Here is a 22,471-nt window from a genome sequence, read left to right on the forward strand (position 1 = left end):
ACTACCCGTCCTCCAGGTACAACAGGGCCAAGAATCCGGTGAGGCCGCCCACGCAAACAGGCAGCCACGCCGCAGCAATCGGATGCATCAACTCGGCCTTGCTCAAATCTTCAGTCACTTTCGACAGAACATAGAGCAGAAAGCCCGCGCCCACGCCACTCAAAACCATCTTCTGGACACCGCCCATCCGAAAGAACCTGAGGCTCACGGAAGCAGCCAGCATCACCATCGCGACCAGCAAAAACGGCTGCGCGATGAGCTTGTGATACTGCAAACGATACCCTGCGGTCGCAAACCCCGAACTCTCCGAGGAACGGATATACGAAGGAAGTTGCCAAAATGACACTGTTTCGGGGGTCGAGAAACTATTTCGCACCTGCGCAGGGGTGAGGGTTGTGGCGATATCCAGGGTCTCCTGCTCGACCATGGGCGAATCGAGGGAGTAAATTCGTACCCCCTTGAAGACCCATTTGCCGGACTCGAGAGTTGCTTCGCGGGCCTCGATCCGTTCGCTGAACTGGTTTTCGGTGTCAAAACGGAACACGGTCAGCCCGGTGAGGCGAAGGCCTTGCTGTTCGCTCCGGGCGGCATTGATGATGGCCTGACCATCGGCATTGACCTGATTGATCCAGAACCCCGAGGCGTCCTGGACGCCCCCGCCGGAGGCATCGCCGAACATCCGGGCCTCCATCCGCTTGGATTCCTCGCGCAGATTGGCCGATATCGGGTTGTAGGCGATGGTTGCCAGCACGCCGAGGACGAGGGCGCTGAACAGCGCCGGGGTAATGAATTGCCAGGCGGAGACGCCGGCGGCGCGGGCGACCACCAGCTCCAGCCGGCGCGACAGGGCGAGATAGCAGGTCATGGCGCCGATCAAGATGCAGAACGGCATCAGTTTCTCGAGGGCCTGCGGCACCCGGTAGAGCGAGGTCTGCGCCACCATCAGCGCCGGAGCTGTGGACAGTCCGGCGGTGCGGCGGACCATTTCGATATAGTCGACCAGAACCAGCAGCATGAAGATGCTGATGAAGACGCCGAGCGCCGCGACCAGGAACCGGCCGGCGAAATAGCGCCCGATGGTGTTTGTGATCATGTTCATGCGGCAGCCGGCCGTCTGAACAGCCGCAGGATCCGCTCATTCGAGCGGTTGAGGGCTTCGATGAATCTGGCCGGCGGCTCGACCGAAATGCCGAGCTTGATGATCGTAAGGCTGCCGCCGATCGCGGCGAAGAGCAGGATATATTGCAGCGGGGCAGCCCAGTCCGATTTCGCGGCAGCGACCGAGCAGGCGAAGCCGGCCATGCGCAATCCGAACACGGCGCCGATGGCGTTGCCCATGGAGAAGTTGCGGCTCTGGCGTGTGGTGCGCGGCTGGCCGAGAAATGCAAAGGTCAGGGCGGCGAAGGCGAACGGATAGATGGGCGCCATCAGCCGGTCATGCAGCTCCGCGCTGAAAGCGCCCGGCATCTGCTGATATGTCGGATCGTCCGCGGGCGGCGAGAACAGCTCCCACAAATAGCGCTCGCGGATGCCATAGGTGACGTCCTGACTGCGGTTGGAGAATTTCGACATGTCGAAGGCATAGCGGGCGAAGGCCACCATGGCCGGGTCGGTCTTGCCGGTCTCGAAGCGCTGCAGATTGCCGTCTTCGAGCACCAGGAACGAGCCATCCTTGTTCTTCAGGATCGAGCCGTGATCGGCGATGATGGTGATGCGTTCCTTGGGATCGCGGCGGTCGTCGACAAAGATGCCGACCAGGAGGCCGCCGGGCTGGCGCTCTTTAATGCGCACCGTCAGATTCGTATCGAGCTGCGCGAAGCGGCCGGGCTGCAGGATGTTGGTCAGCACGTCGGCGGTGATCTCGGCATCCCAGCGTTTCAATCGCCGCATGCCGTCCGGTGCCATATAGGAAGCAATGAACGCCACGATCAGCGACACCACCAGCGTCGCATAGAGAAATGGCCGGAACAGCCGCATCGGCGACAGACCGGCGGCGTTCATGACGATGACTTCGGAATCGGTCGCGAGCTTGGTCAGGGTGTGCGAGACGGCGATCATCAGCGCGATCGGCGCGATGATCAGCACCAGCACGGGGATGGCCAGACCCGTGAAGCCGAGAAAGGTCAGAATGGTCTGACCCTGACTCGTCATCAGGTCGATGCCACGCAGTGCCTGGGTGATCCAGATCACGCCGGTCAGGCTGACCAGCACGATGGCGAAGGATGCCAGCACTATCTTGAAGATATATCTGTCGATCGAACCCATCGGTCCCCGTAACGGCCCGGAAACATGCTGCATGCCCATCCCCGACGGGGGATCCCCGAGGGCGACGCAGCGGCTCCGGACCCGATCGTCCTACTTACCATCCCTTTGATCGGTCAACAAAATGGCCGGGCGATGGCTAGGTGAGGAAGTGGTTAATTTCGATAACGATGTGGCCCTCGGGACACTGAAAGCAAGCCAGGACGGGTATTTCCGCATGCCAGCGTGATGGCTGGCAGCGTTCCGGCCACGCATGTCGCGGGCGGCGGACACATTCGCACATGGAATCAGCCGAAGCGGAGTGGGGCTGGGGAGCGTGCGTGGCCTGCATGGTTCGAGACGCCCGCTTTGCGGGCTCCTCACCATGAGGGACTTCTATCGCGCTATACTCTATCCCTCATCCTGAAGAGCCGCGTAGCGGCGTCTCGAAGGATGGCCACAGGCTATTTTCGGCAATCATATGCGCTTTGCCCATGCTGCCGACCCGCCGCTTTTGACCGTATGGCTTGACGACCCCGGCTGTGGAGACAACAACATCCGTTCCCTCGCATCGCCCCTGCGGTTCGATGCGCCTCATGTGATATTCTGGAGGTCTTGCCCATGTCCGACACCGTCAAGGTCGGCTTCGTCCCGTTGTCCCAGGCTGTCCGCGGCACCCTCGTGGTGTTCAGCGACGATGCACTCAAGTTGGGAAAGGCAACGACCAAGGTGCTGGGCGCCGCTGCAACGCTGGTGAAGCGTGCCGCCGCTACCGGAAAGTTCAAGGGCAAGAATGGATCGACTCTCGACATCCTCGCGCCGGAAGGCGTGAAGGCGGACCGTCTGCTGGTGATCGGCACCGGCAAGGCGGATGAGATCAAGGAAACCGATCTGCTGAAATTCGGCGGCGTGCTGGCCGGCAAGCTCGGTGCATCCGCCGCGACGATCACCGTGATCGCGGAATTGCCATCCGCCGAAATGACGGCCAAGCAGGCCGCTTCGGTGGCCTCGGGCGTGTTGCTGCGTGCCTACAAATTCGATCGTTACAAGACCAGGAAGAAAGACGGTGAGGAAAAAGCCGGCACTGTCAACGTATCGCTCGCTGTGAGCGACGTGGCTAGTGCGAAGAAGGCTTTCGTGTCCGACAACGCCGTCGTGAAGGGCGTAGTGGTTGCGCGTGATCTCGTCAACGAGCCGCCGAATGTGCTTTTCCCGGTGGAGTTTGCACGCCGCGCCGGTGAGCTGAAGAAGCTCGGCGTTGCTATCGAGGTGCTCGACGTCAAGGCGATGCAGAAGCTTGGCATGGGCGCGCTGCTCGGCGTTGCGCAGGGCTCGGTCAATCCGGCACGGATCGTGGTGATGCGCTGGAATGGCGGCAAGAAGGGCGATGCGCCTGTCGCCTTCATCGGCAAGGGTGTCACTTTCGACACCGGCGGCATCTCCATCAAGCCGGCCGGCAGCATGGAGGAGATGAAGGGTGACATGGGCGGTGCGGCCTGCGTGGTTGGCCTGATGCATGCGCTCGCCGGCCGCAAGGCCAAGGCGAATGTCATCGGCGCCATCGGCCTCGTCGAGAACATGCCGGACGGCAATGCGCAGCGTCCGGGCGACATTGTCACTTCGATGTCCGGCCAGACCATTGAGATCATCAACACCGATGCCGAAGGCCGCCTCGTGCTGGCCGATGTGCTTTGGTATGTCGCCAAGAAGTACAAGCCGAGATTCATGATCGATCTGGCAACGCTTACCGGCGCCATCATGGTGGCGCTCGGCACCGATCATGCAGGCCTGTTCTCCAACAATGATGAGCTGGCTCTGCGTCTCGCTACGGTGGGGCAGGCGACCGGCGAGCGTGTCTGGCGCATGCCGCTCAGCCCCGACTATGACAAGCTGATCGACTCGCAATTCGCCGACATGAAGAACACCGGCGGCCGCAATGGCGGCTCGATCACGGCGGCGCAATTCCTGCAGCGCTTTGTCGATAATGTGCCATGGGCGCATCTCGACATCGCCGGCACCGCCATGGGGGCGCCGAAGACCGAAATCAATCAGAGCTGGGGCTCCGGATACGGCGTGCGCTTGCTCGACCGGCTGGTGGCCGACTACTACGAGGGCAAGAAGTAACCCGATATGACCGAGGTTCTGTTCTACCACCTGCAGAACATGGCACTGGAACACGTGCTGCCGCCGCTGCTCGAGAAATCCCTCGAGCGCGGCTGGCGCTGCGTGGTGCAGTCCACTTCGGAAGAACGGGCGGATGCGCTCGATGCGCATCTGTGGACCTATCGCGACGACTCGTTCCTGCCGCATGCCACCTGGCGTGCGGCTGATGCGGCGGAACAGCCGATCCTGCTGGTGCTGGAAGAGAGCAATCCGAACGGTGCACAGGTCCGGTTCCTCGTTGACAATGCAGGCCTTCCGGCCGAAACGGCGGGCTATGAGCGCATGGTCCTCGTTTTCAATGGCGATGACGACGAGGCGCTCGCCGCGGCCCGCAGCGCCTGGACAGAATGCAAGGCGCGGGGACTGACCGCGACCTATTGGCAGGCCGATGAGCGCGGCCGCTGGCAGAAGCGGAACTAGGCATGATCCCGAAAAGTGGGGACCGGTTTTCGGATCAGATCATGCGTCAACAGAAAATGGCGATTAACCGTATTTGATGCTAATTGCGCCTTTCTGGGACGGGCGCGACCGGGTGTCACGGTCGCGCCGCAAACGAGTGATGAGACGGGCGCTTCGTCGCCGGGTGGGATAGCGTTGATCGTGCACAGCAAAATGCTTCATCGAACGGGGTTGGCCGTCATTCTCCTTGCACCGCTGCTGGGCGGCTGTTCGGGCATGAGCGCGGGCGACATGTTCAAGTCCGACCTGCTGTCCAAGGACGCCGACTGGTTTTCCCGGTCGGGCCGCACCATCATCAAGAACGTCTCGATCGAAACCCCGCCGCTGACGCCGGATACGCCGGTTTCTCCCAACGATCTGATCAGCGCCGATGGCGCATGCCCCGGCATGCCGCCGCGCGATGCCAGCGCACTCGCCGATGGCGCCGCCGCCGTGGCGCCGGCGACGGGTGTCGTGGCGCTCGGCCATACCGAATGCGACGTCGCCCGCGGCGCCGGTGCGCCGGACAGTGTTAATATCGGCGGCAATGCCCGCGGCGACCGTGTCACCACGCTGACCTATTTGCGCGGCCCCCGTGCCGGCATCTACACGTTCACGGCCGGCCGCCTGACCATGGTCGAGGGAACTCCGCAGGCCGAGCAACCGAAGCCGGTGCGCGGGGCGAAAAAGAAGCGGGCGGGCTGACGCAAGCCCGCCGCAATTGCGCCGCGCTGCGGCCGCACCGCATTCGGCGAATTACCCGCTATTGACGTCTTCCAGAAGCGCGCTGGCGGTCAGCCACTGCTCCTCCGCGCGGGCCAATGCATCGGCCGCTGCGGCACGGGCTTTGGTGAGTTGTGCGGCCTGCTTGGGATCGCGCGTGAAAATATCCGGCAGCGCGAGCGCGGTATCGATCTTCTCGATGATCCCCGCAATGCGCTCCATCTCGGCCTCGGCTTCGGCGACCTGCTGTTTTGGCGAGACGCGTTTTTCTTTCGTGCGTGCCGGCTTGTCATCGGTCGCCGCACGTTCGCGCGTTGATGGGCGCGGATCGCGGGTCTGCATCACCAGCTTGCGGTAGTCTTCGAGGTCGCCGTCGAAACTGGTGACGGTCTTGTTGGCGACGACCCATAATTGATCTGCGCATGCCTCGATCAGATAGCGGTCATGCGAGACCATGATCACGGCGCCGGGGAATTCGTTGATGGCTTCGGCCAGCGCCGCGCGGCTGTCGATGTCGAGATGGTTGGTCGGCTCGTCCAGGATGATCATGTTGGGACCGTAGAAGGTCGCGAGCCCGAGCAGCAGTCGTGCTTTCTCGCCGCCGGACAAACTCTTCACGATCGTATCGGCTGCCTTGCCGGAAAAGCCGATATTGCCGGCGCGGGCGCGGACTTTCGATTCCGGCGCCTCGGGCATCAGCTTGCGGATGTGATCGTAGACCGACTGATCCATCATCAGTTCGTCGACCTGATGCTGGGCGAAATAGGCGACGGACAGTTTGTCCGCGCGGGTCACCGCGCCTGAGAAAGGCTGCAGTCTGTTCGCGATCAGCTTCACCAGTGTCGATTTGCCGTTGCCGTTGGAGCCGAGCAAAGCAATGCGGTCCTCGGTATCGACACGCAGCGTGACTTTGCTCAGCACTGGTTTGCCCGGCTCATAACCGACCGCGACATTGTCGAGGGCGAGGATCGGCGGCGACAGCATCTTCTCGGGTGCGGGGAAGTGGATCTCTCGCACCTCGTCGCTGACGATGGCGGAGACCGGCTTCATCCGCTCCAGCATTTTGACGCGCGACTGCGCCTGGCGGGCTTTTGACGCCTTGGCCTTGAAGCGATCGACGAAGTCCTGCAGGCGTTTGCGCTCGGCCTGTTGGCGCTCGAAGTTCTTGGCCTGCAGCGCCTCGCGATTGGCGCGGAATTCCTCGTAATTCGAATAGGTGCCGCGATAATGCACCAGCTTGCCGCGATCGAGATGAAGGATCTCGTTCACGGAGACGTCGAGCAGATCGCGGTCATGGCTGATGACGATGACCGTACGAGGATAGTTCGCAAGATGATCCTCGAGCCACAACGTGCCCTCGAGGTCGAGATAGTTGGTGGGCTCGTCGAGCAGCAGCAGGTCGGGGGCAGCGAACAGTGTCGCGGCAAGTGCCACGCGCATGCGCCAGCCACCGGAGAATTCGGAACAGGAGCGTAGTTGATCCTCGGCCGAAAAGCCGAGGCCGCTCAGAATGGCTGCGGCGCGGGCCGGTGCCGAATGGGCGTCGATATCGACGAGACGGATCTGGATGTCGGCGATGCGGTCCGGATCGGTGGCGGTCTCGGCCTCGGCCAGCAGGGCGTGGCGCTCGACATCGGCCTTGAGGACGACGGTGATCAGGCTTTCCGGACCGTCCGGCGCCTCCTGAGCGAGACTGCCGATCCGCCAGCGCGGCGGGATAGCTATGCTGCCGCCTTCGAGGGACAGGTCGCCGCGGATCGCGTGGAACAGGGTCGATTTGCCAACGCCATTACGGCCAATGAAGCCGACCCGTGCACCAGGGGCGATCTGCACCGTGCTGTTGTCGATCAGGAGCCGGCCGGCGATGCGGATGGAAATGTCATTGATGGAAAGCATGCGGCGTTGTCACCGTTGCAACGCGCAAAGGCAACCCGGATTTGCGGTCAGGCGCTGTCGCCGTCACGCTGCCGCAACTCGCTCAGCAGCATCTGCAGACGAGAGGGCAGCGGCTCGTCGGTTCCCATGTCCTGGCGCAAACGTTCTCCGATGGCGTGGCAGATCACCGCAGAGGTGCTGCGGTCCATCTCGTCGTCGCCGTTATTGGAGAAAGGTGAGGTCATGGTGATCCGGAAACCCTCGCTGCGGTACTGACAGCAAGGCAAGTCGTAAGGGTAACAAATGTTTCCCGTTTTCCGGATTTCAGCGCGTCTGTCTCAAAAAAGGGTGAAATATCCACAGCAGCGTCGCAAAAACGCCCGGCCGTCAAGGCCGGGCGCGCGCTGTACCAAAGGTTCAATAACAGCGATTGACCAGCCGCCAGCGTGGCCCCCACGGGGTAGGGACCACCCGCCGGACCCAGCAGCCGCCACCGCCATAATACCCGTAGTAATAGGGGCCGCCGACGAAGCGCGGGCCACCATAGAAGCGAGGTCCGCCCCAGCCGCCATGCCAACCCCAGCCTCCGCCATGCCAGCCACCACCATGCCATCCGCCGTGTCCGCCCCATGCTGAGGCGGAGGTAGGCGCCAGAGCTGCGGCGCCCAGGGCTGTCGCAGCGACCAAAGTCAGTGCAATTTTGCGGAACATCGTCATCTCCATCGATCTGGCACGTCCTTGGCCGGTGGATCGCCGCCGGAAGCGGTGGAGCGTGCTATGGCGATCAGGCTAGGCCCGGCAAACTGAATGCAGACCCGCCGGCCCCTTCAGAAATGGTTCATCTGGATGATATTTCGGACAGTTCCCCCAGAGCTGCTCCGGCGACCGGCCTCCGATACGGACGGATCGCTTGCGGGGTGGGGAGCGCACCGATATAAGCCGCCATCTTTCCAACCGCCGTTATTCAAGGATGAACCATGGCCATCGAGCGTACCTTTTCGATTCTGAAGCCCGACGCGACCGAGCGTAATCTGACCGGTGCGATCAATGCGCTGATCGAGAAGGCCGGTCTGCGTATCGTCGCGCAGAAGCGCATCCGCATGACCCGCGAACAGGCCGGCACCTTCTATGCCGTCCACAAGGAGCGTCCGTTCTTCGGCGAACTCGTCGATTTCATGACCTCGGGTCCGGTCGTCGTGCAGGTGCTGGAAGGCGAGGGCGCAATCCTGAAGTATCGCGACGTCATGGGCGCCACCGATCCGTCGAAGGCCGCCGAAGGCACCATCCGCAAGGCCCACGCCAAGTCGATCGGCGAGAATTCGGTGCATGGTTCGGACGCCGCCGAGACCGCGGCGATCGAAATCGCGCAGTTCTTTTCGGGCAACGAGATTGTCGGCTAAGCTTCTGCTGATTTGATATCTGCCGGCGCGCGGGGGCGCGCCGGCATTTCGAAAAACGAGTAACAGAGAGGGGCGCGCTGTGGACTGGGTGCTGCAAGTTTTCGATCCGGCAACGATCAAGTCGGTCTTTGTTCAGTTTCAAGTCGAGATGCAGCAGCCAGCATTCTGGGTTGCCGTCGGCAAGATCATCTGGATCAACGTGTTGCTGTCGGGCGACAACGCACTCGTGATCGCGCTCGCCTGCCGCGGCCTCGAACCGAAGCAGCGCATGTGGGGCATGATCCTCGGCGCCGCAGCCGCCGTCATTCTCCGTATCATCTTCACCGGCATCGTGGCCTCGTTGATGGCGCTGCCCTATCTCAAGCTGGTGGGCGGCCTCGCGCTGATCGTCATCGCCGCCAAGCTGCTGGTGCCCGAACAGGAAGAAGAGGACGGCGTGAAGGCCGCCTCGAATTTGTGGGCGGCCGTGCAGATCGTGGTGATCGCCGACATCGTCATGAGCCTCGACAACGTCATCGCCGTGGCGGCTGCCGCCAATGGCAGCGTGCCGCTTTTGATCCTTGGCCTTGCGGTCAGCGTACCGCTGATCGTCGCCGGCGCGGCGCTGATCATGGCGCTGCTGACCCGCCTGCCGGTGCTGGTCTGGCTCGGCGCTGCACTGCTTGGATGGGTCGCGGGCGAGGTGATCGCCACTGATCCTGCGATCCTGCCGCTGCTCCACAGCTTCTTCGGTGGTGCGCTCGGCTCTAGCCTGGACGGCGTCTTTGCCTCGCTCGGCAGCGGCATTCGCTTCACCGGCGACGGTACGGGCGGCGAGATCGTGTGCGGTCTGCTCGGCATCGTCGTGGTGCTGGCGGTCGGTGCCCTGTGGCGCCGCCGCAGCATGGCCGCCCATGCGGAGCAGGCGGCATAAGCTGGCTGTCCTGGAAAGAAAACTTGAACGGGCGCTTCGGCGCCCGTTTTGTTTTGTAGGATTCAGCTCAGCATCTTCCGTTCCCGCGCCTTCACGATGCCGACCACCGTGTCATTTACCGGCGTGGGCACGCCAAGCGGCTCTCCGAGCCGAGGGATCGCGCCATTGATGGCGTCGATCTCGCAGCGGCGGCCAGCTTCGTAATCCAGCAACATCGATGGCTTGGCATGCGGGATCTTGCCACCAAGCTTTCGCACGTGCTCAACGGGATCGCCGACGTCAAGCGTGATGCCAGATGCGCGCGCCACGGCAATCGCTTCCTCGGCACAGCCGCGCGCGACCTTCCATGCGTCGGCGTCGTCGATGATCTCGCCGATGGTCAACCCTGTGGTGCAGGAGGTGCCGGAGAAGGCGACATTCATGATCAGCTTCTCCCATACCATCTGTTTGATGTCGTTGAAGAGCGCGACCTTGAAGCCGGCGGATTCCCAGATCTTCGCCGATGCCTGCAGCAATTGCTTGGGCAGGCCTGCATAGGAGCCGAAACGGATCATCTCCATGCCGTTGTGATGGACGTGGCCGGGGCCGCGCATCGAGGCGCCGAAGCCGCCGACCACGCCGACGGCGATGCGATCCGCACCAAGAACGGGTGCCGCGACCTCCGGTGAGCCGAGACCATTCTGAATCGTCTGCACGACGGTCTCCGGGCCGAGCAGCGATGCGGAGCTTCTGGCTGCAGCCTCCACGTCGAAAGCTTTGGTGGCGATGATGACGAGATCACAGGGGCCGATGCCGTCGGTCGAGGTCGCGCCATGAATAGCCACGGTGCGATCCCCGCTGATGCCTTCGCAGCGCAACCCCTTGGTGTTCATGGCTTCGGCATGATCGGGCCATGCGGTAATCGCATGCACCTCATGGCCGGCATCGACCATCAAGGCGGCATAGACAGACCCGATCGCGCCGCAGCCGACGATTGCGACTTTCGCCATTCGTTCACTCCCTGTCATTCGGCGCGTTTCGATCGCGCGCTTCGGTGTGACAGGTTACTTCGTCAGTACGTCGTCGACCAATGCAATTGGAGATGCCGGTTGTCCGCTCAGCAAGGTCGCGTGCACCACATAGCGGAGCGGTCCCGGGGTGACAGAATCGAGTGGCCAGCAGGTCGTCAGCGCCAATCCCGTTTCGTTGGCATGTGCATCGATATCCGAGGCATCGAAAGGCACGACGGCGGTGCCGGTGACCCGATAGCGAAACGACTGTCCGTCGCGCCGCGTCACGTCGATGACGTCGCCGATGACGACATCGCCGAGAAAGCGGAAATGCGTGTCGCGATGAGCGGAATAGACAGCGATACCGCGCTCGCCTGCTTCAGACGTATTCTCCACGTGACCAGGGCCGAAAGCGAGCGCCTGTCCGCTGCTGCCGTGCAGCGCAATGGCGCTCACTTGCAGCCGCTTTATCTCGATCCGCGCGACCGGCCATGTATCGGCCCACGACCAGGGCTTCACCGGTTGCCCGCTGGCGAGCGAATTGGTGAAAGCGCGTTCGAGCAGGATTTGAGCCAGCATCGCCTTGGCATGCATATAGATGCCTTGGCCAAACAGGAGAGCACCTATCAGCGCGAGCGCGGCAGCGGTGACGCGGAGCATGAGATGTCCTTCATGAGACCTAGCGATGAAGGACGCGCGGAGCTGGGGAGTGACGATCCGCGCGCCAGGAGAAGTGTGTTCACTCCATCAGCCGTCCGTCAGCGGGGAAGCATCCGACGGCGACCAAACAGGAGCAGCAGCAGGCTGAGTGACAGCAGCACGAGACCGAGTATCATCTTCAGCTCCGCGTCGGTCGCCGTCTGGGGTAGTTGCACGGTGGCAGGCTGTGCGATCGGTGCGGGCTGCGGAGATTTTGCCGCTGCGGCTTGAAACCGGACGTCTCCGGTTTCTGCGCGACGCTCGGCTGGCGGCTTCGACAGCGGTCGCCGCTCACCAAACACTTTGGCGAAATCCCAACCCGCAGGCAGGTTCACCGGCAGCTCTGCAAGCTTGAGCGGCTCGCCGGCAAGGCGGCTTGGCGTCTTGTCGACGGCTACCAGACTCGTCAGGCGCGTTACCAGCTGATGTTCGAGCGCGAGCGACAGGATGACGCTGTCGGCATCCGCCGGCTTGATCCTGTTCAGCGTGCGCGCCACTTCGGCATCGTCGATCATGCGGCGTGCCCATAGTTTGGAGAGTCCCTTGCCTTCGGCCGCGCGATCGAGCGGCAGCGTCACGGTCCAGGGTTGATCGCCGATGCGGCCCTTGATGGTGATGCTGCCTGCAAGTTGGTCCAGACGCGCAGCCAGCACCAGCGGTTCGCCGCGATAGAGGTCGGGCAGGGCCGCCGGAGTGAGGTCGGCTTTGGCCTCCGAGAATGTCGCGGACAGGCCGGTGACGACCGGGCTTTCAAGTTTGGCAAACAGATCGCGCATCCGCTCCTCGACCTGCACGGCCGAGCCGATGTGGGTGAATGTGCCGCGGCCGAGTTCGGCGGCGCGGGTCATCAGGAAGGTGTTCGGTGCCGAGCCGATGCCGACCATGAAGACGCGCGAGCGTCCGCGCAGCGCCGTGATGGTGTCGAACAGCTGCTGCTCATTACCGATGGCGCCGTCGGTCAGGAACACGACCTGGCGCAGCGCAGCACGATCGCCGTCCGTATCGTCATTGAGGGCAGCGCGCATCGCAGGCACCATCTCGGTGCCGCCTTCGGCTTTCAGGTTGCTCACGAACGACGTTGCGCTGCCGATATGCGCGCTGTCTGCTGGTACCGAGGCCGGAAACAGCATGCTCATCGTGTGATCGAAGCGGATGACATTGAAGCGATCGTTCGGCTGCAGCCGTCCGAGTGCATAAGTGAGGCTGGCTTTGGCCTGGACGATCGAGGTGCCGCCCATGGAGCCGGAATTGTCGATCACAAAGATGACCTCGCGCGGCATCGGCTTTTGCCCGGCCTGCGCAGCGGGCGGCGTGACATAGGCGAGCAGATAGTCGGACTTGCCGACATGCTCGCGGAACAGGCCGACCGATGGCGCCGTTTCGGCGGCCGGCTTCCAGCTTAGCTCGAAATCGCGGTCGGCAGGAACGGGGCCGTCGGCCAGCGTGACGATCCGCGTGCTGTTGTCGGGGCTATGAATGTTGACGCGGTGATGATGGCTCGTGACTTCGCCGAGAGGAAAGCCGGCCTGCAGGCGCACGGTGATCGTCGTCGGATTGACCGGCGCGTTCTGCGCGGGATCGAGCACGGGCTGGGCGATCCGGTCGCGATCCGGCACGGGATCGGACGAAGCCGTGCCCCAGCCGCCGCCATCGGCACTGATGTCGACGGTCTGCACGATCGGCGCCGGATTGTAGCGGGGACCAACGACCATGGGGATGCGGAGTGAGAAATCGTTGCCGTTCTGGCGCACTGGCTCCTGATATTCGATCTGTACTAGTACCGTTTCACCCGGCCCGATATGGGCGACGGTATTGGTGAAGATGTTCGGCCGTTGCTGTTCGGTGAGCGCGGCCTTCTGGCTGGCCTGCCTGGCCTGCTCGTAGATCGCGCGGGCCTGCTGACGCTCCTTGATGTCACCGACTACGACATGATCGCCGATCACCAGTTTGAGCGTATCCACCGCGCTGCCTTGCGGCAGCGGATACATATAGGTTGCTTCGACCCAGTCCTCGGTCGGGTTGCGAAAGATCTGGGTGATGCGGGCACGCATGGTCGGTCCCGATACGGTGAGATCGACATCGATACCGAGGCGCGTGGCTTCGGTGGTGCCGTTCTCCGTATTGATCAGCAGCGCACCGGAACGGGGCATGTCGGGCGAGGTTGCCGACCAGGCCGGGCCGAGATCGAACAGCAGCAGTCCGATGCCCAGCAAGAACGCTGCAACGCCGCCGAGCGCGAACAGCAGGACCTGCTCGAGCAGATCGGGTAGCCCGGTGACGCTGTGGAGATCGTCGTCGTCAGGTTGATGGTGGTCGATGGTCGTCATGAGAGGCGCTCCCGAAGGCTTTGCGATGGGGGAAGTCTTGCGGAACGCAGGCCCGGCGGACGAGCGTGATGATCGGCAATGATTGGCCGTGAACCGCCGGAGAGCATGTTCGAGCACGGCGCGTTTGTGCGGTTTTGTGCCGGGTTGTCCGTCTGCTATTGTGCGGGATGCACTGACAGGGATGACGATGCAGACGCCTGACAAGCAGCTTTCCGACGAGCAGAGCCGGGAAATTGCCACCATCATTCGCGAGGAAATCGCCCGCCGCCGCATCTCGCGGCAGACGCTGGCCGAACAGGCCAAGCTGAGCATCTCGACGCTGGAGAAGGCGCTCGGAGGTCGGCGACCTTTCACTCTGGCGACGACCGTACGGCTCGAGGAAGCTCTCGGCGTGTCGTTGCGCAGGGGAGGCGATGTGCCCGCCGCGCCATCGGTCAATGGTCACGGCGATGTCGCGCCCGATCATCTCGGTGCTTATTCACGGCGCTCCATGAGCTGGATCGCCGGCGCTTACGTCACGCTGCGGCCGTCATTCGGTGAGGCTGGCGCGATCTACGCCTATCGCACCGAGATCGCGTGGGATGCGATGGGGTCATGCTACGAATTTCGCGAAGCCGAGCGGCAGGATGCGGCCTATACGCAATTCGGCGAGGTGTCGGTGCCGAACCAGTCGGGCCATATCTATTTCGTCACCAACCGGAACGGCCAGTTTCGCCTGATCACGGTGTCGCGGCCGACCATCGCCGGTGAGATGTACGGCATCATCAATACGCTGCTTGCCGGTCGCGGCTCTTTGCTGACGCCCATCGCGGCGCCCATTGCCTATGTGCCGATTGGGGGAAGCGTTGAGCCGAGCTACGGGCGTATCTCCGCCGGCGCGGCGAATTACGATCGGTATCGCGCGCATCTGCAGAAGATCATGGATGAGCCGTTTGCGGTCTTCCTGCCGGGCTAGCGTAGTTTAGGTTTGCTGGAATCGTGTCCCGGACGCGATGCGGTACGAAGCAACGCTAGGCGTTGCATCGCGCCCGGCACACCTTTCGCCAAGACGGCTGGCGCCGCGCTGCAATCAGGACTTCTTCTTTTTCTTCGCGTTTGGCGCTGCGGCTTTCTTGCCTTTGGCGGCTTTCTTAGCCGGCTTGGATGCCTTGGCAACGGCAGGCTTCTCGGATGCGGCCTTGGCAGATTCGGCAACCGCTCTCGCGGTGAACGCCTCGGTTGCCATCCGCATGGAGCGGGCAAAACTGTCGGCGGCGTTGTCGGCCGACATCTGCAGGCGGCGTGCGGCGGCAGTGCCTTGCTCCATCACGTCCCTGGCGGCTTGCTTGTAGCGCTCCCTGGTGCCCGCATCCTTGGCCTTGGCGGCGAGTCCCGCGAAATGATCGCGGCGTGCCTTGATGGCGGCGAGGATCGTCTTGTTCTGCTGCTTTGCGGTCTGCCGGATGACCACATCGATATCGGCGCCCGCCATGCTCACGTCCTTGTCGTCTGGGAAAATGCGATTGAAACTATGCCGTTGCTGCCATGGCTTTGCAAATATCGGGTTAAGGAATGACGCTTCTGCCTTCCCGAGCATTTTCGCGATATAGCTGCGGGCCATGAAGCAAGATCACGAAACGGCAGATGCCAGACCGATCCGGCGCGGGCGCCCGCGCTCCACGCAGACGCAGGAGGCCATCCTCGGCTGTGCCTACCGCCTGATGGCTGAGGAGGGGCTGGCCGCGACCACCATCGATGCCGTTGCACGTGCGTCCGGCGTCTCGAAGATGACGATCTACAAATGGTGGCCGTCGCGCGAAGTGCTGTTCATCGATGCCTTTCTGCATGAGGCAGAATCCATGCTGCCGTTTCCCGAAGGGGACGATGCGGTGATACGGATCGGCCGTCATGCCTCCGCTTATGCGGCAGCGCTGAATGGCGCGTTCGGCAAAGTGCAGCTCGCCGTGATCGCGGAATGCATCGCGCGAACCGGATCGGCGCACCTTTTCGCCGACCGATATCTTGCCGCGCGTCGCGAGGTGGCGGTGAAGATCATCAAGGCCGGCCAGAAGGATGGCAGTGTCACCGCGGGCGAGCCGGCGGGGGATCTCTATGATCGCATTTATGGCACGCTGTTCTATCAGGACACGTTCGGCTTCCGCGCCGTGACCGCCGATAGCGCGCGCAAGCTGGTGAAAGCGGTGCTGACCGGCGCGTGACCTTACCCGTGGTTCTGCCGGGCGCGACGAAACCAGGCAAAGGTTTCGCGGTGGACACGGCGATAGCCACGGCCGCGATGAACGATGCGGTCGTCTACGATGGCATTCAGCTTTGGCAGCGCATGGAATGGCACTGACGGATAGGCGTGGTGCTCGACATGGAACGGCATGTTCCAGCTGAACCACTTCATCAGTGCGCCGGTATATGTGGTGCGGGTGTTCTCGTAGGCACTGCGGGTATGTTCGCAGCCGGTATGCTCGGCATAGAGATAGGGCCGGAGGAATAACTGGCCGACGAACAGCGGCAGCAGCCAGCACCAGAACAGGACGGTGGTTTGCAGGGCGATCGACATTGCCAACAGCAGGAGATAAGCGAGCGCATAGATGCGTGCTTCGCGCACTACGAGACCGCTCTTGGTGTCGGGGATCCATGGGGCCACGGCCTCTCCCGTGATCGTCCGCCGTAGCAACAGGCGAATGCGATTGATGAGCTGAACGATACCGGTATAGGCGATCGCGAGTCTGGTATCGGAGCTCGGGATCGTCGCCGTCACCAGTTCCGGGTCGCGGTCAGGGTCCTGCGTGAAGCGGTGATGATCCCAATGAAACAGGGCGTAGTGCTCATAGGGATGCACGATCAGCAGTGCCGACAGATGGCCGAGGATTTCGTTGGCGATGCGGCTGGTAAACACCGTTTTGTGCGCAGCTTCGTGCACCGGCATGAACAGAAATGCCACCAGATATCCTTGCAGCGCGATCAGCGGCAGAGCGGACAATACGCCGTAACGCGTGACCGCGAGCCAAATCGCAGAGCCAACGATCAGGATGGCTCCAAAATGACTGAGCGTACGGACCGTGCCGGGCAGGTTGGCGCGAACCGACAGGTCCTTGAGCTGTGCGGGCGTCAGCGCGCGAGCAGGTCTGTCGTGATGGGTGTCGATGCTGCTCATGAGTTCAGGAAAGCCTTGATCCTGGCATTCAGGAACGCCTTGTCGGCAGGATTCTTGATCGGATTGCCTGCACGATGGCCATGCAGGGACGGGATCGGGGAGAGTTCGGCCGTGCGGGCATTGACCAGCAGTGGCAGCTCGGCCTCGTTGTCGCCGACCTGGAAATAATCGTCCGTTGCGCCGGGCATCAGCAGGACCGGGGCCTTGATCGCGGCCATGGCTTTCGCAAAGTCGCCGCCGAACTCGGCGCATTTGCTGATGTCGCCATTCTGCCAGGTCCACAACTGCGCCAGGATATTGTTGGCGTCGCGATGCGCGAAGGCGACGTCCCAGGAACGGCTGAGATAGTCTTCCAGCGAGGTGAATCCGATCTCGCGCCACAGTTCGTCGCGATAGAAGCCGTGGGACATCGCCCAGCCCGCATAGACACGGCCCATGGCGCGCAGACCCCTGGCCGGACGGGTGACGAAACGGCCATCGACGAAGGCCGGATCGGCCGTCAGGGCGGCGCGGACGCTTTCCAGAAACACGGCGTTGAACGGCGAGCAACGCGCGCTGCCGCAGACCACGGCAGCGCGCCCGACCATGTCCGGATAGCGCGCAGCCCAGTGATAAGCCTGCATGCCACCCATCGACCAGCCATAAACCATGGCGAGGCGGGAAATGCCGAAATGCTCGGTCACGAGACGATGCTGAACCGCGTTGGCATCGTGATAGCTGATCTCGGGATAATCGTTGCCCGGTGTGTTCGACGGCGAAGACGACAGGCCGTTGCCGAACAGGTTCGGAATGATGATGAAATAGCGATCGGGATCGAGCGCGGCGCCGGACTCAATCAACCACTCGATGTCGGTGTGCTGTGCTGCAAAGGAGGTCGGATAAAGAATGGCGTTGGATCTGTCGTTGTTCAGCCGGCCATAGGTCTTGTAGGCGAGCTTCAATCCAAAGGCTGTGCCGGATTGCAGTGTGACGGTGCCGGCGTCGAAGACGTCATAGTCGTGTGATGCGCTCATGCGATGAAAATCCGCGCCGATGTCCCGCGCTTGCGCGTCCGGCAATTGAGGTTCGTCATTAAGTGTACTATAAGTACAATAAATTGAAGGTGACAATCCCAAACTGGAGAGTGGGCGCTGCAATTGTGGGCAGCGATGTGCCCGTTCTTTGCGCCGATCATCGGACGGATGTTCAAGGCGCCGTCAAATGCGTAATGTACTGCAAGATGCAGTGACGAGGCGCTCGCCGTAATTCGGTCCTGAGGCAGAGTATTGTCTCTCGCAGTTTCCCACTGGCCAAGGAGCCTCAGATGCCGACGATCACCACCAAGGACGGGACGGAAATCTTCTACAAGGACTGGGGCTCCGGGCAGCCGATCGTCTTTCATCACGGCTGGCCGTTGAGCGCAGATGACTGGGATGCCCAGATGATGTTCTTTCTGAACAACGGCTACCGGGTCGTCGCTCATGACCGCCGCGGTCACGGACGTTCGACCCAGACTGCCACCGGCAATGAGATGGACACCTATGCAGCCGATGTGATCGAACTCGCCGAAGCGCTGGATCTGAAAGACGCCGTGCATATCGGCCACTCCACCGGCGGCGGCGAGGTGGCGCGTTATGTGGCACGCGCGACGAAGGGCCGGGTGGCGAAGGCGGTGCTCATCGGAGCGGTGCCGCCGATCATGGTGAAGACCGCGAACAATCCGGGCGGCCTGCCGATCGAGGTGTTCGACGGCTTCCGCTCTGCGCTGGTGGCCAACCGCGCGCAGTTCTTCGTCGATGTCCCAGCTGGGCCATTTTATGGTTTCAATCGCGCCGGCTCGAAGGTCTCGCAGGGAGTGATCGACAACTGGTGGCGTCAAGGCATGATGGGGGGCGCCAAGGCGCATTACGATTGCATCAAGGCATTTTCCGAGACCGACTTCACCGAGGACCTGAAGACGATCGATGTGCCCGTGCTTGTCATGCATGGCGATGACGACCAGATCGTGCCGATCGCGGATTCGGCCGAGCTGTCGATCAAGCTCCTCAAGCACGGCACGCTGAAAGTCTATCCGGGCTTCCCGCACGGCATGTGCACGACCCATGCGGATGTCATCAATCCTGATCTGCTCGCCTTCGTGCGGAGTTGATCCGGAGCAGTTGTGAGGATGGCGCTCGGCGGTGAAGGCCGAGCGCCACTGTCAGAATGCGGGCGTCAAACCGCTGACGTCCGGGGTGCGGATGTTCCGCGGAGCGATCACTTGCATTGCTGTCCAGGCGCCGGATGGCACGGCTTGCTCGGCGGCGGCGCCGCGCGTGTCACGGGAGCGGGCCGCGGCGGAGCGGCCATCATCGGTCGTGCTGCTGCTACGGGACGTGCCGGTGGCGCTGAAGCCATCGGGCGCGCGGGTGGCGGCATCGGGCGCGCAGGCGGCGGCGCTGGACGGGCGACCGCTTGACGCTGAACCGGGCGTGCGACCGGCGGCGCATTCGTGTGTGCCGATGCAGTCGATGCAGCCGGGCGCTGCTGCGGCGGAGAAACAGGCCGCGCATTGACGCTTGCCGCAGGACGACGGCTGGTGTCATTGCGCGGGGGCTGCGGAGCGCCAGGCGCCGAGGATGCGTGTGAGGGCGTTTGTTGCACCACGGGGTGTTCCGGCGCAGTGGGTTTGTTGCCAGTCAAGGCGGGTTTTGTCGGTGTCTGCTGCGTGGCGGTGGAGCGATCGCCGGCCGTGGGGTGCGTTCCCTGAGCATTCGACGACGCCTTCTGCCCCGGTTGTGGTGGTGCCGCAGCGTTACTGGCGGGGGGCTGCGGAGCGGAATGTCCCGGAGGCTGGGCGTGATCGGTGCCCGGTGGCTTGTTATTTGCGGGCAGCGGTTGCCCGCCGGGAGCGCCGGGCAACGCCGTTCCGAGGGGCTTCGGAGCATTGGGTGTGTTGGCGGTCTGGCCGGCCGGCAGCTGGCCGCCTTGCGTCGTTGCTGCTGCCGGATTTGCATTGGGGCGGGTCGGCGGCTGCAGTGGCTGCGTCGGCTGAGTCAGATTTGCTTTTCGTGCCGCCGATGACGGCAGCGTCGGCGCGAGCAGTGCAGCGCCAGCCGCGGCTCCCGCGACGGCGTGGGAGACTGAGGGCGACGGTCCCGTCGTTGTCGGCGGCGCGCTTGGCGCACCTGGGGCGTTGGGGGCCGCATTGGCAGGCGGTGCTCCCGCGCCGGCCGCCACAGGTGATGGCGCCAGCGCCTGCGCCGGGGTCACGGTTTGCGGTGCGCCGCCCGGACTGGTGATCGTCACCATCTTGGTGTTGTTGTTGATAACCACCGTGTTGTGGATGTTGTTATAGATGATGTTCGGCGGCGGCGGCGCCACATAGGGCGGCGGGCTGTAATAGACCGGCAACGGCACATAGTCGGGGACCGGCAGCACGAATGCGGCGAACACCGGTGGCGGCGGCGCGAGCACGACGAAATCGGGCGGTGGCGGCGGCAACAGGATCACAGGTGGAGGCGGTGGGGGCGCGAAAGCGTAAACGGGATCGTCGAAGACGAGGACCGGCCTCCGGAAATAGACCTCTTCCTCGACCGGCGGCGGTGCGATGTCGTAGCTGATGGCCGTGAAGGTCGGCGGCGGATCGAAGGCAGCCGCGAGCACCGCGAGACGGCGCCGGGCGTCGGCGACATGGGGACCACCGGGATAACGCCGCAGATAGGACCAATAGGCGGGCGGCGTATCGACATTGCGGGTCCGCCGCCAGGTCAGGGCCTCGCGGCGCGCGGCGACGATGGCCCGGACACGCTTGGCCATCACATCGTTCGGATAGGCATCCAGGAAATCGAGATAGCCTTGCATGGTGTCGCGTTCGAGCGCGACGACATAGGCATCCTGGGCACCGAGATCGCGGATCGGCCGGGTTCGGATCGAGGCTACCCGATCGTTGGATGGCGGTGGCGCGGGTGCATCGGCGGCGCGATCGAAGAACACGATCGGCGCTTCCACTTTCGATGCGTGCCACGGGATCTCGCCGCCCTTGGTGGCTTCATTGACGCGCAAGCGCGTTCGCTCGAACACGTCGCCAAGGGAGAGCCCGCCGGTGCGGATCATTTCGGCCAGGGCTTGCGCATAGGCGCCATACGGGCCTTGCTCCGCCGGAGCCACGGTGCCGGGTGCAGCATTGAAGGCGATCAGCATATTCTTGTCGGGCTCGACCAGCGCCAGCCCGCTGGCCAATGCTTCGCCGGACTTCGCGAACGGGCTCGCGCGCGCTGCATCCAGGACGACAATGCCGGCTTTGACCTTCACTGCGGATAGCGGCCGGATGTAATCGGACAAGCGCAGCGCCTCGAGCGGCAGGTCGGTGTCGTGCGCGAGCTTGGCATCGACTGGGACAAAGTAGTTCTCGCCCTCGAGCTGAACACCGTGTCCGCCGAGATAAACGAAGGCGACCGTATCCGGCCCGGAGGCGTTCACTTTGTCGAGAAATTCACGAAAGGTGCGGCGTAACGTGTCTTGATCGAGATCGCGCGCGCCGGTGACGTCGAAGCCCGCCGCCTGCAAGGTCTGAGCGATCAGGCCTGCATCATTGGCGGTCGTCGGCAATGCACCCGATGGATAGGCGGCGTTGCCAATCACGAGGGCGACGCGTTTCTCGACCGGCTGTGCATGGGTCGGCGAGAGTGTCGCCGCTGCGATGAATGTGAGCGCGAGGAAGGCAAGAGCACGCATGATGGCTGCACCAATTCTTGCTGGATGTATTCGCAGTCCAATCGATCTGTGCTGAATAATCGCTGAACGATTACGTCAGAAATACAGCAGCGGCGGTTTTCACCCTGGTCGCCGGGCCCGGGATCAGGCCGCAATCGACCGATCGCCAGAGTTTGACGTGAAGAGACGCCGCGGATCGTATCCGGTCGATATGATTGCTGGGAGCCCGCTCAGATTACCAGCGGTGCGATCAGGCTGTCTTCTGCATCGACGCCGGCGCTGCTCGTCGTGACATCGCCCTTGATATCGATCCCGCCCGTTGCCAGCAGCCGCAGAGCTTGCGGATAGATCTGGTGCTCGACGCCGAGCACACGCGCCGCAAGTGTTTCGGCAGTATCGTCACTGGCAACAGGCACGGCGCCCTGCATCACAATGGGGCCGGCATCGGTTTCCGGAATCACGAAATGCACTGTCGCGCCGGAAATCTTCACGCCGGCGCGCAAAGCCTGGCCGTGTGGATCAAGCCCAGGGAAGGACGGCAGCAACGACGGATGGATGTTGAGCATCCGGCCATACCAGTGCTGGACGAATTCTGCAGTGAACAGCCGCATGAAGCCGGCAAGGCAGATCAGTTCGATGCCATGTTCCTCGAGCGCGGCACTCAGCAGTTTTTCGAATCCAGCGCGGTCCTTGCCGAATGGTTTGCTCTCGATCACCAGGGTCTTGATGCCGTTCGCCTGCGCATTGGCGAGGCCTGGTGCGTCGGCGCGGTTCGAGATCACGAGCGCGATTGTGGCCGGAAAACCACCGGCCGAGGCGGCCTCGATGAGTGCGGACATATTCGAGCCGCGGCCCGAAATCAGAATGGCGACGCGGCGCAT

The 22,471-nt window shown here is 63.0% G+C and carries 21 protein-coding genes; 8 read left to right on the forward strand and 13 right to left on the reverse strand.

What is annotated here, in order from left to right; all coding sequences use genetic code 11:
* Position 1: 1 nt before the first annotated feature.
* The gene (gene lptG, locus E0H22_RS12345; protein ID WP_233025917.1) at positions 2-1,099 is read right to left on the reverse strand and encodes an LPS export ABC transporter permease LptG; all 1,098 of its coding nucleotides are present in this window, start codon (positions 1,097-1,099) and stop codon (positions 2-4) included.
* Entirely contained in the window at positions 1,096-2,265 is a 1,170-nt protein-coding gene (gene lptF, locus E0H22_RS12350; protein ID WP_233026335.1) for an LPS export ABC transporter permease LptF, read from the reverse strand. Before lptF ends, lptG begins: the two co-directional genes overlap by 4 nt.
* Before the next feature lie 597 nt (positions 2,266-2,862).
* Between lptF and E0H22_RS12355 the strand changes: the two genes are divergently transcribed.
* The 3 genes from E0H22_RS12355 to E0H22_RS12365 all read left to right on the forward strand — a co-directional run bounded on the left by E0H22_RS12355 (position 2,863) and on the right by E0H22_RS12365 (position 5,547).
* Positions 2,863-4,365 carry a leucyl aminopeptidase gene (locus E0H22_RS12355; protein WP_233025918.1) on the forward strand — a complete coding sequence of 501 codons (1,503 nt, stop codon included), beginning with the start codon at positions 2,863-2,865 and terminating at the stop codon, positions 4,363-4,365.
* 6 nt (positions 4,366-4,371) lie between these two features.
* Positions 4,372-4,824, forward strand: a complete 453-nt coding sequence (locus tag E0H22_RS12360) for a DNA polymerase III subunit chi (RefSeq protein ID WP_233025919.1) — start codon at positions 4,372-4,374, stop codon at positions 4,822-4,824.
* A gap of 192 nt (positions 4,825-5,016) precedes the next feature.
* Positions 5,017-5,547: a hypothetical protein gene (locus E0H22_RS12365; RefSeq protein ID WP_233025920.1), complete on the forward strand. Its 531-nt coding sequence runs from the start codon at positions 5,017-5,019 to the stop codon at positions 5,545-5,547.
* A gap of 51 nt (positions 5,548-5,598) precedes the next feature.
* Here E0H22_RS12365 and E0H22_RS12370 read toward each other — a convergent pair whose 3' ends face one another.
* The 3 genes from E0H22_RS12370 to E0H22_RS12380 form a co-directional block, all read right to left on the reverse strand.
* On the reverse strand, positions 5,599-7,461 hold the full coding sequence (locus tag E0H22_RS12370) for an ABC-F family ATP-binding cassette domain-containing protein (RefSeq protein ID WP_233025921.1): 1,863 nt from the start codon (positions 7,459-7,461) through the stop codon (positions 5,599-5,601).
* Between the two features lie 47 nt (positions 7,462-7,508).
* Entirely contained in the window at positions 7,509-7,685 is a 177-nt protein-coding gene (locus E0H22_RS12375; RefSeq protein WP_233025922.1) for a hypothetical protein, read from the reverse strand.
* 172 nt (positions 7,686-7,857) lie between these two features.
* Entirely contained in the window at positions 7,858-8,151 is a 294-nt protein-coding gene (locus E0H22_RS12380; RefSeq protein ID WP_233025923.1) for a sulfur globule protein precursor, read from the reverse strand.
* Positions 8,152-8,417: 266 nt separating this feature from the next.
* Here E0H22_RS12380 and ndk point away from each other — a divergent pair, with 266 nt between their 5' ends.
* Entirely contained in the window at positions 8,418-8,840 is a 423-nt protein-coding gene (gene ndk, locus E0H22_RS12385; RefSeq protein WP_233025924.1) for a nucleoside-diphosphate kinase, read from the forward strand.
* Between the two features lie 148 nt (positions 8,841-8,988).
* On the forward strand, positions 8,989-9,753 hold the full coding sequence (locus tag E0H22_RS12390; RefSeq protein ID WP_430715252.1) for a TerC family protein: 765 nt from the start codon (positions 8,989-8,991) through the stop codon (positions 9,751-9,753).
* A 62-nt stretch (positions 9,754-9,815) separates the two neighbouring features.
* Here the strand turns inward: E0H22_RS12390 and E0H22_RS12395 are convergent, their stop codons facing one another.
* From E0H22_RS12395 to E0H22_RS12405, 3 genes are all read right to left on the reverse strand, one after another.
* Positions 9,816-10,742 (reverse strand): ketopantoate reductase family protein, encoded by a 927-nt coding sequence (locus E0H22_RS12395; RefSeq protein WP_233025926.1) that lies wholly within the window; start codon positions 10,740-10,742, stop codon positions 9,816-9,818.
* 54 nt (positions 10,743-10,796) lie between these two features.
* Positions 10,797-11,402, reverse strand: a complete 606-nt coding sequence (locus tag E0H22_RS12400; protein ID WP_233025927.1) for a class GN sortase — start codon at positions 11,400-11,402, stop codon at positions 10,797-10,799.
* A gap of 98 nt (positions 11,403-11,500) precedes the next feature.
* Positions 11,501-13,768, reverse strand: coding sequence for a marine proteobacterial sortase target protein (locus tag E0H22_RS12405; protein WP_233025928.1), 2,268 nt, complete (start codon positions 13,766-13,768; stop codon positions 11,501-11,503).
* Positions 13,769-13,955: 187 nt separating this feature from the next.
* Between E0H22_RS12405 and E0H22_RS12410 the strand changes: the two genes are divergently transcribed.
* The gene (locus E0H22_RS12410; protein WP_233025929.1) at positions 13,956-14,723 is read left to right on the forward strand and encodes a helix-turn-helix domain-containing protein; all 768 of its coding nucleotides are present in this window, start codon (positions 13,956-13,958) and stop codon (positions 14,721-14,723) included.
* A 114-nt stretch (positions 14,724-14,837) separates the two neighbouring features.
* Here the strand turns inward: E0H22_RS12410 and E0H22_RS12415 are convergent, their stop codons facing one another.
* Positions 14,838-15,239: a hypothetical protein gene (locus E0H22_RS12415; RefSeq protein ID WP_233025930.1), complete on the reverse strand. Its 402-nt coding sequence runs from the start codon at positions 15,237-15,239 to the stop codon at positions 14,838-14,840.
* A gap of 127 nt (positions 15,240-15,366) precedes the next feature.
* Here E0H22_RS12415 and E0H22_RS12420 point away from each other — a divergent pair, with 127 nt between their 5' ends.
* Complete coding sequence (locus E0H22_RS12420; RefSeq protein ID WP_233025931.1) at positions 15,367-15,966, forward strand: TetR/AcrR family transcriptional regulator; 600 nt, start codon at positions 15,367-15,369, stop codon at positions 15,964-15,966.
* A 2-nt stretch (positions 15,967-15,968) separates the two neighbouring features.
* Here the strand turns inward: E0H22_RS12420 and E0H22_RS12425 are convergent, their stop codons facing one another.
* Positions 15,969-16,916 (reverse strand): fatty acid desaturase, encoded by a 948-nt coding sequence (locus E0H22_RS12425; RefSeq protein WP_233025932.1) that lies wholly within the window; start codon positions 16,914-16,916, stop codon positions 15,969-15,971.
* Positions 16,913-17,929: an alpha/beta fold hydrolase gene (locus E0H22_RS12430; RefSeq protein WP_233025933.1), complete on the reverse strand. Its 1,017-nt coding sequence runs from the start codon at positions 17,927-17,929 to the stop codon at positions 16,913-16,915. Before E0H22_RS12430 ends, E0H22_RS12425 begins: the two co-directional genes overlap by 4 nt.
* Before the next feature lie 290 nt (positions 17,930-18,219).
* On the opposite strand from E0H22_RS12430, the gene E0H22_RS12435 reads away from it, so the two are divergent.
* Complete coding sequence (locus E0H22_RS12435) at positions 18,220-19,044, forward strand: alpha/beta fold hydrolase (RefSeq protein WP_233025934.1); 825 nt, start codon at positions 18,220-18,222, stop codon at positions 19,042-19,044.
* Positions 19,045-19,151: 107 nt separating this feature from the next.
* On the opposite strand, the gene E0H22_RS12440 is transcribed toward E0H22_RS12435, so the two are convergent.
* Both E0H22_RS12440 and purN read right to left on the reverse strand, forming a co-directional pair.
* A complete protein-coding gene (locus tag E0H22_RS12440) occupies positions 19,152-21,611 on the reverse strand; it encodes a caspase family protein (RefSeq protein WP_233025935.1) in 2,460 nt (819 codons plus the stop codon).
* Between the two features lie 209 nt (positions 21,612-21,820).
* A complete protein-coding gene (gene purN, locus E0H22_RS12445; protein WP_233025936.1) occupies positions 21,821-22,471 on the reverse strand; it encodes a phosphoribosylglycinamide formyltransferase in 651 nt (216 codons plus the stop codon).

Origin of the sequence: Rhodopseudomonas boonkerdii (assembly GCF_021184025.1) — a bacterium.
Classification (GTDB): domain Bacteria; phylum Pseudomonadota; class Alphaproteobacteria; order Rhizobiales; family Xanthobacteraceae; genus Tardiphaga; species Tardiphaga boonkerdii.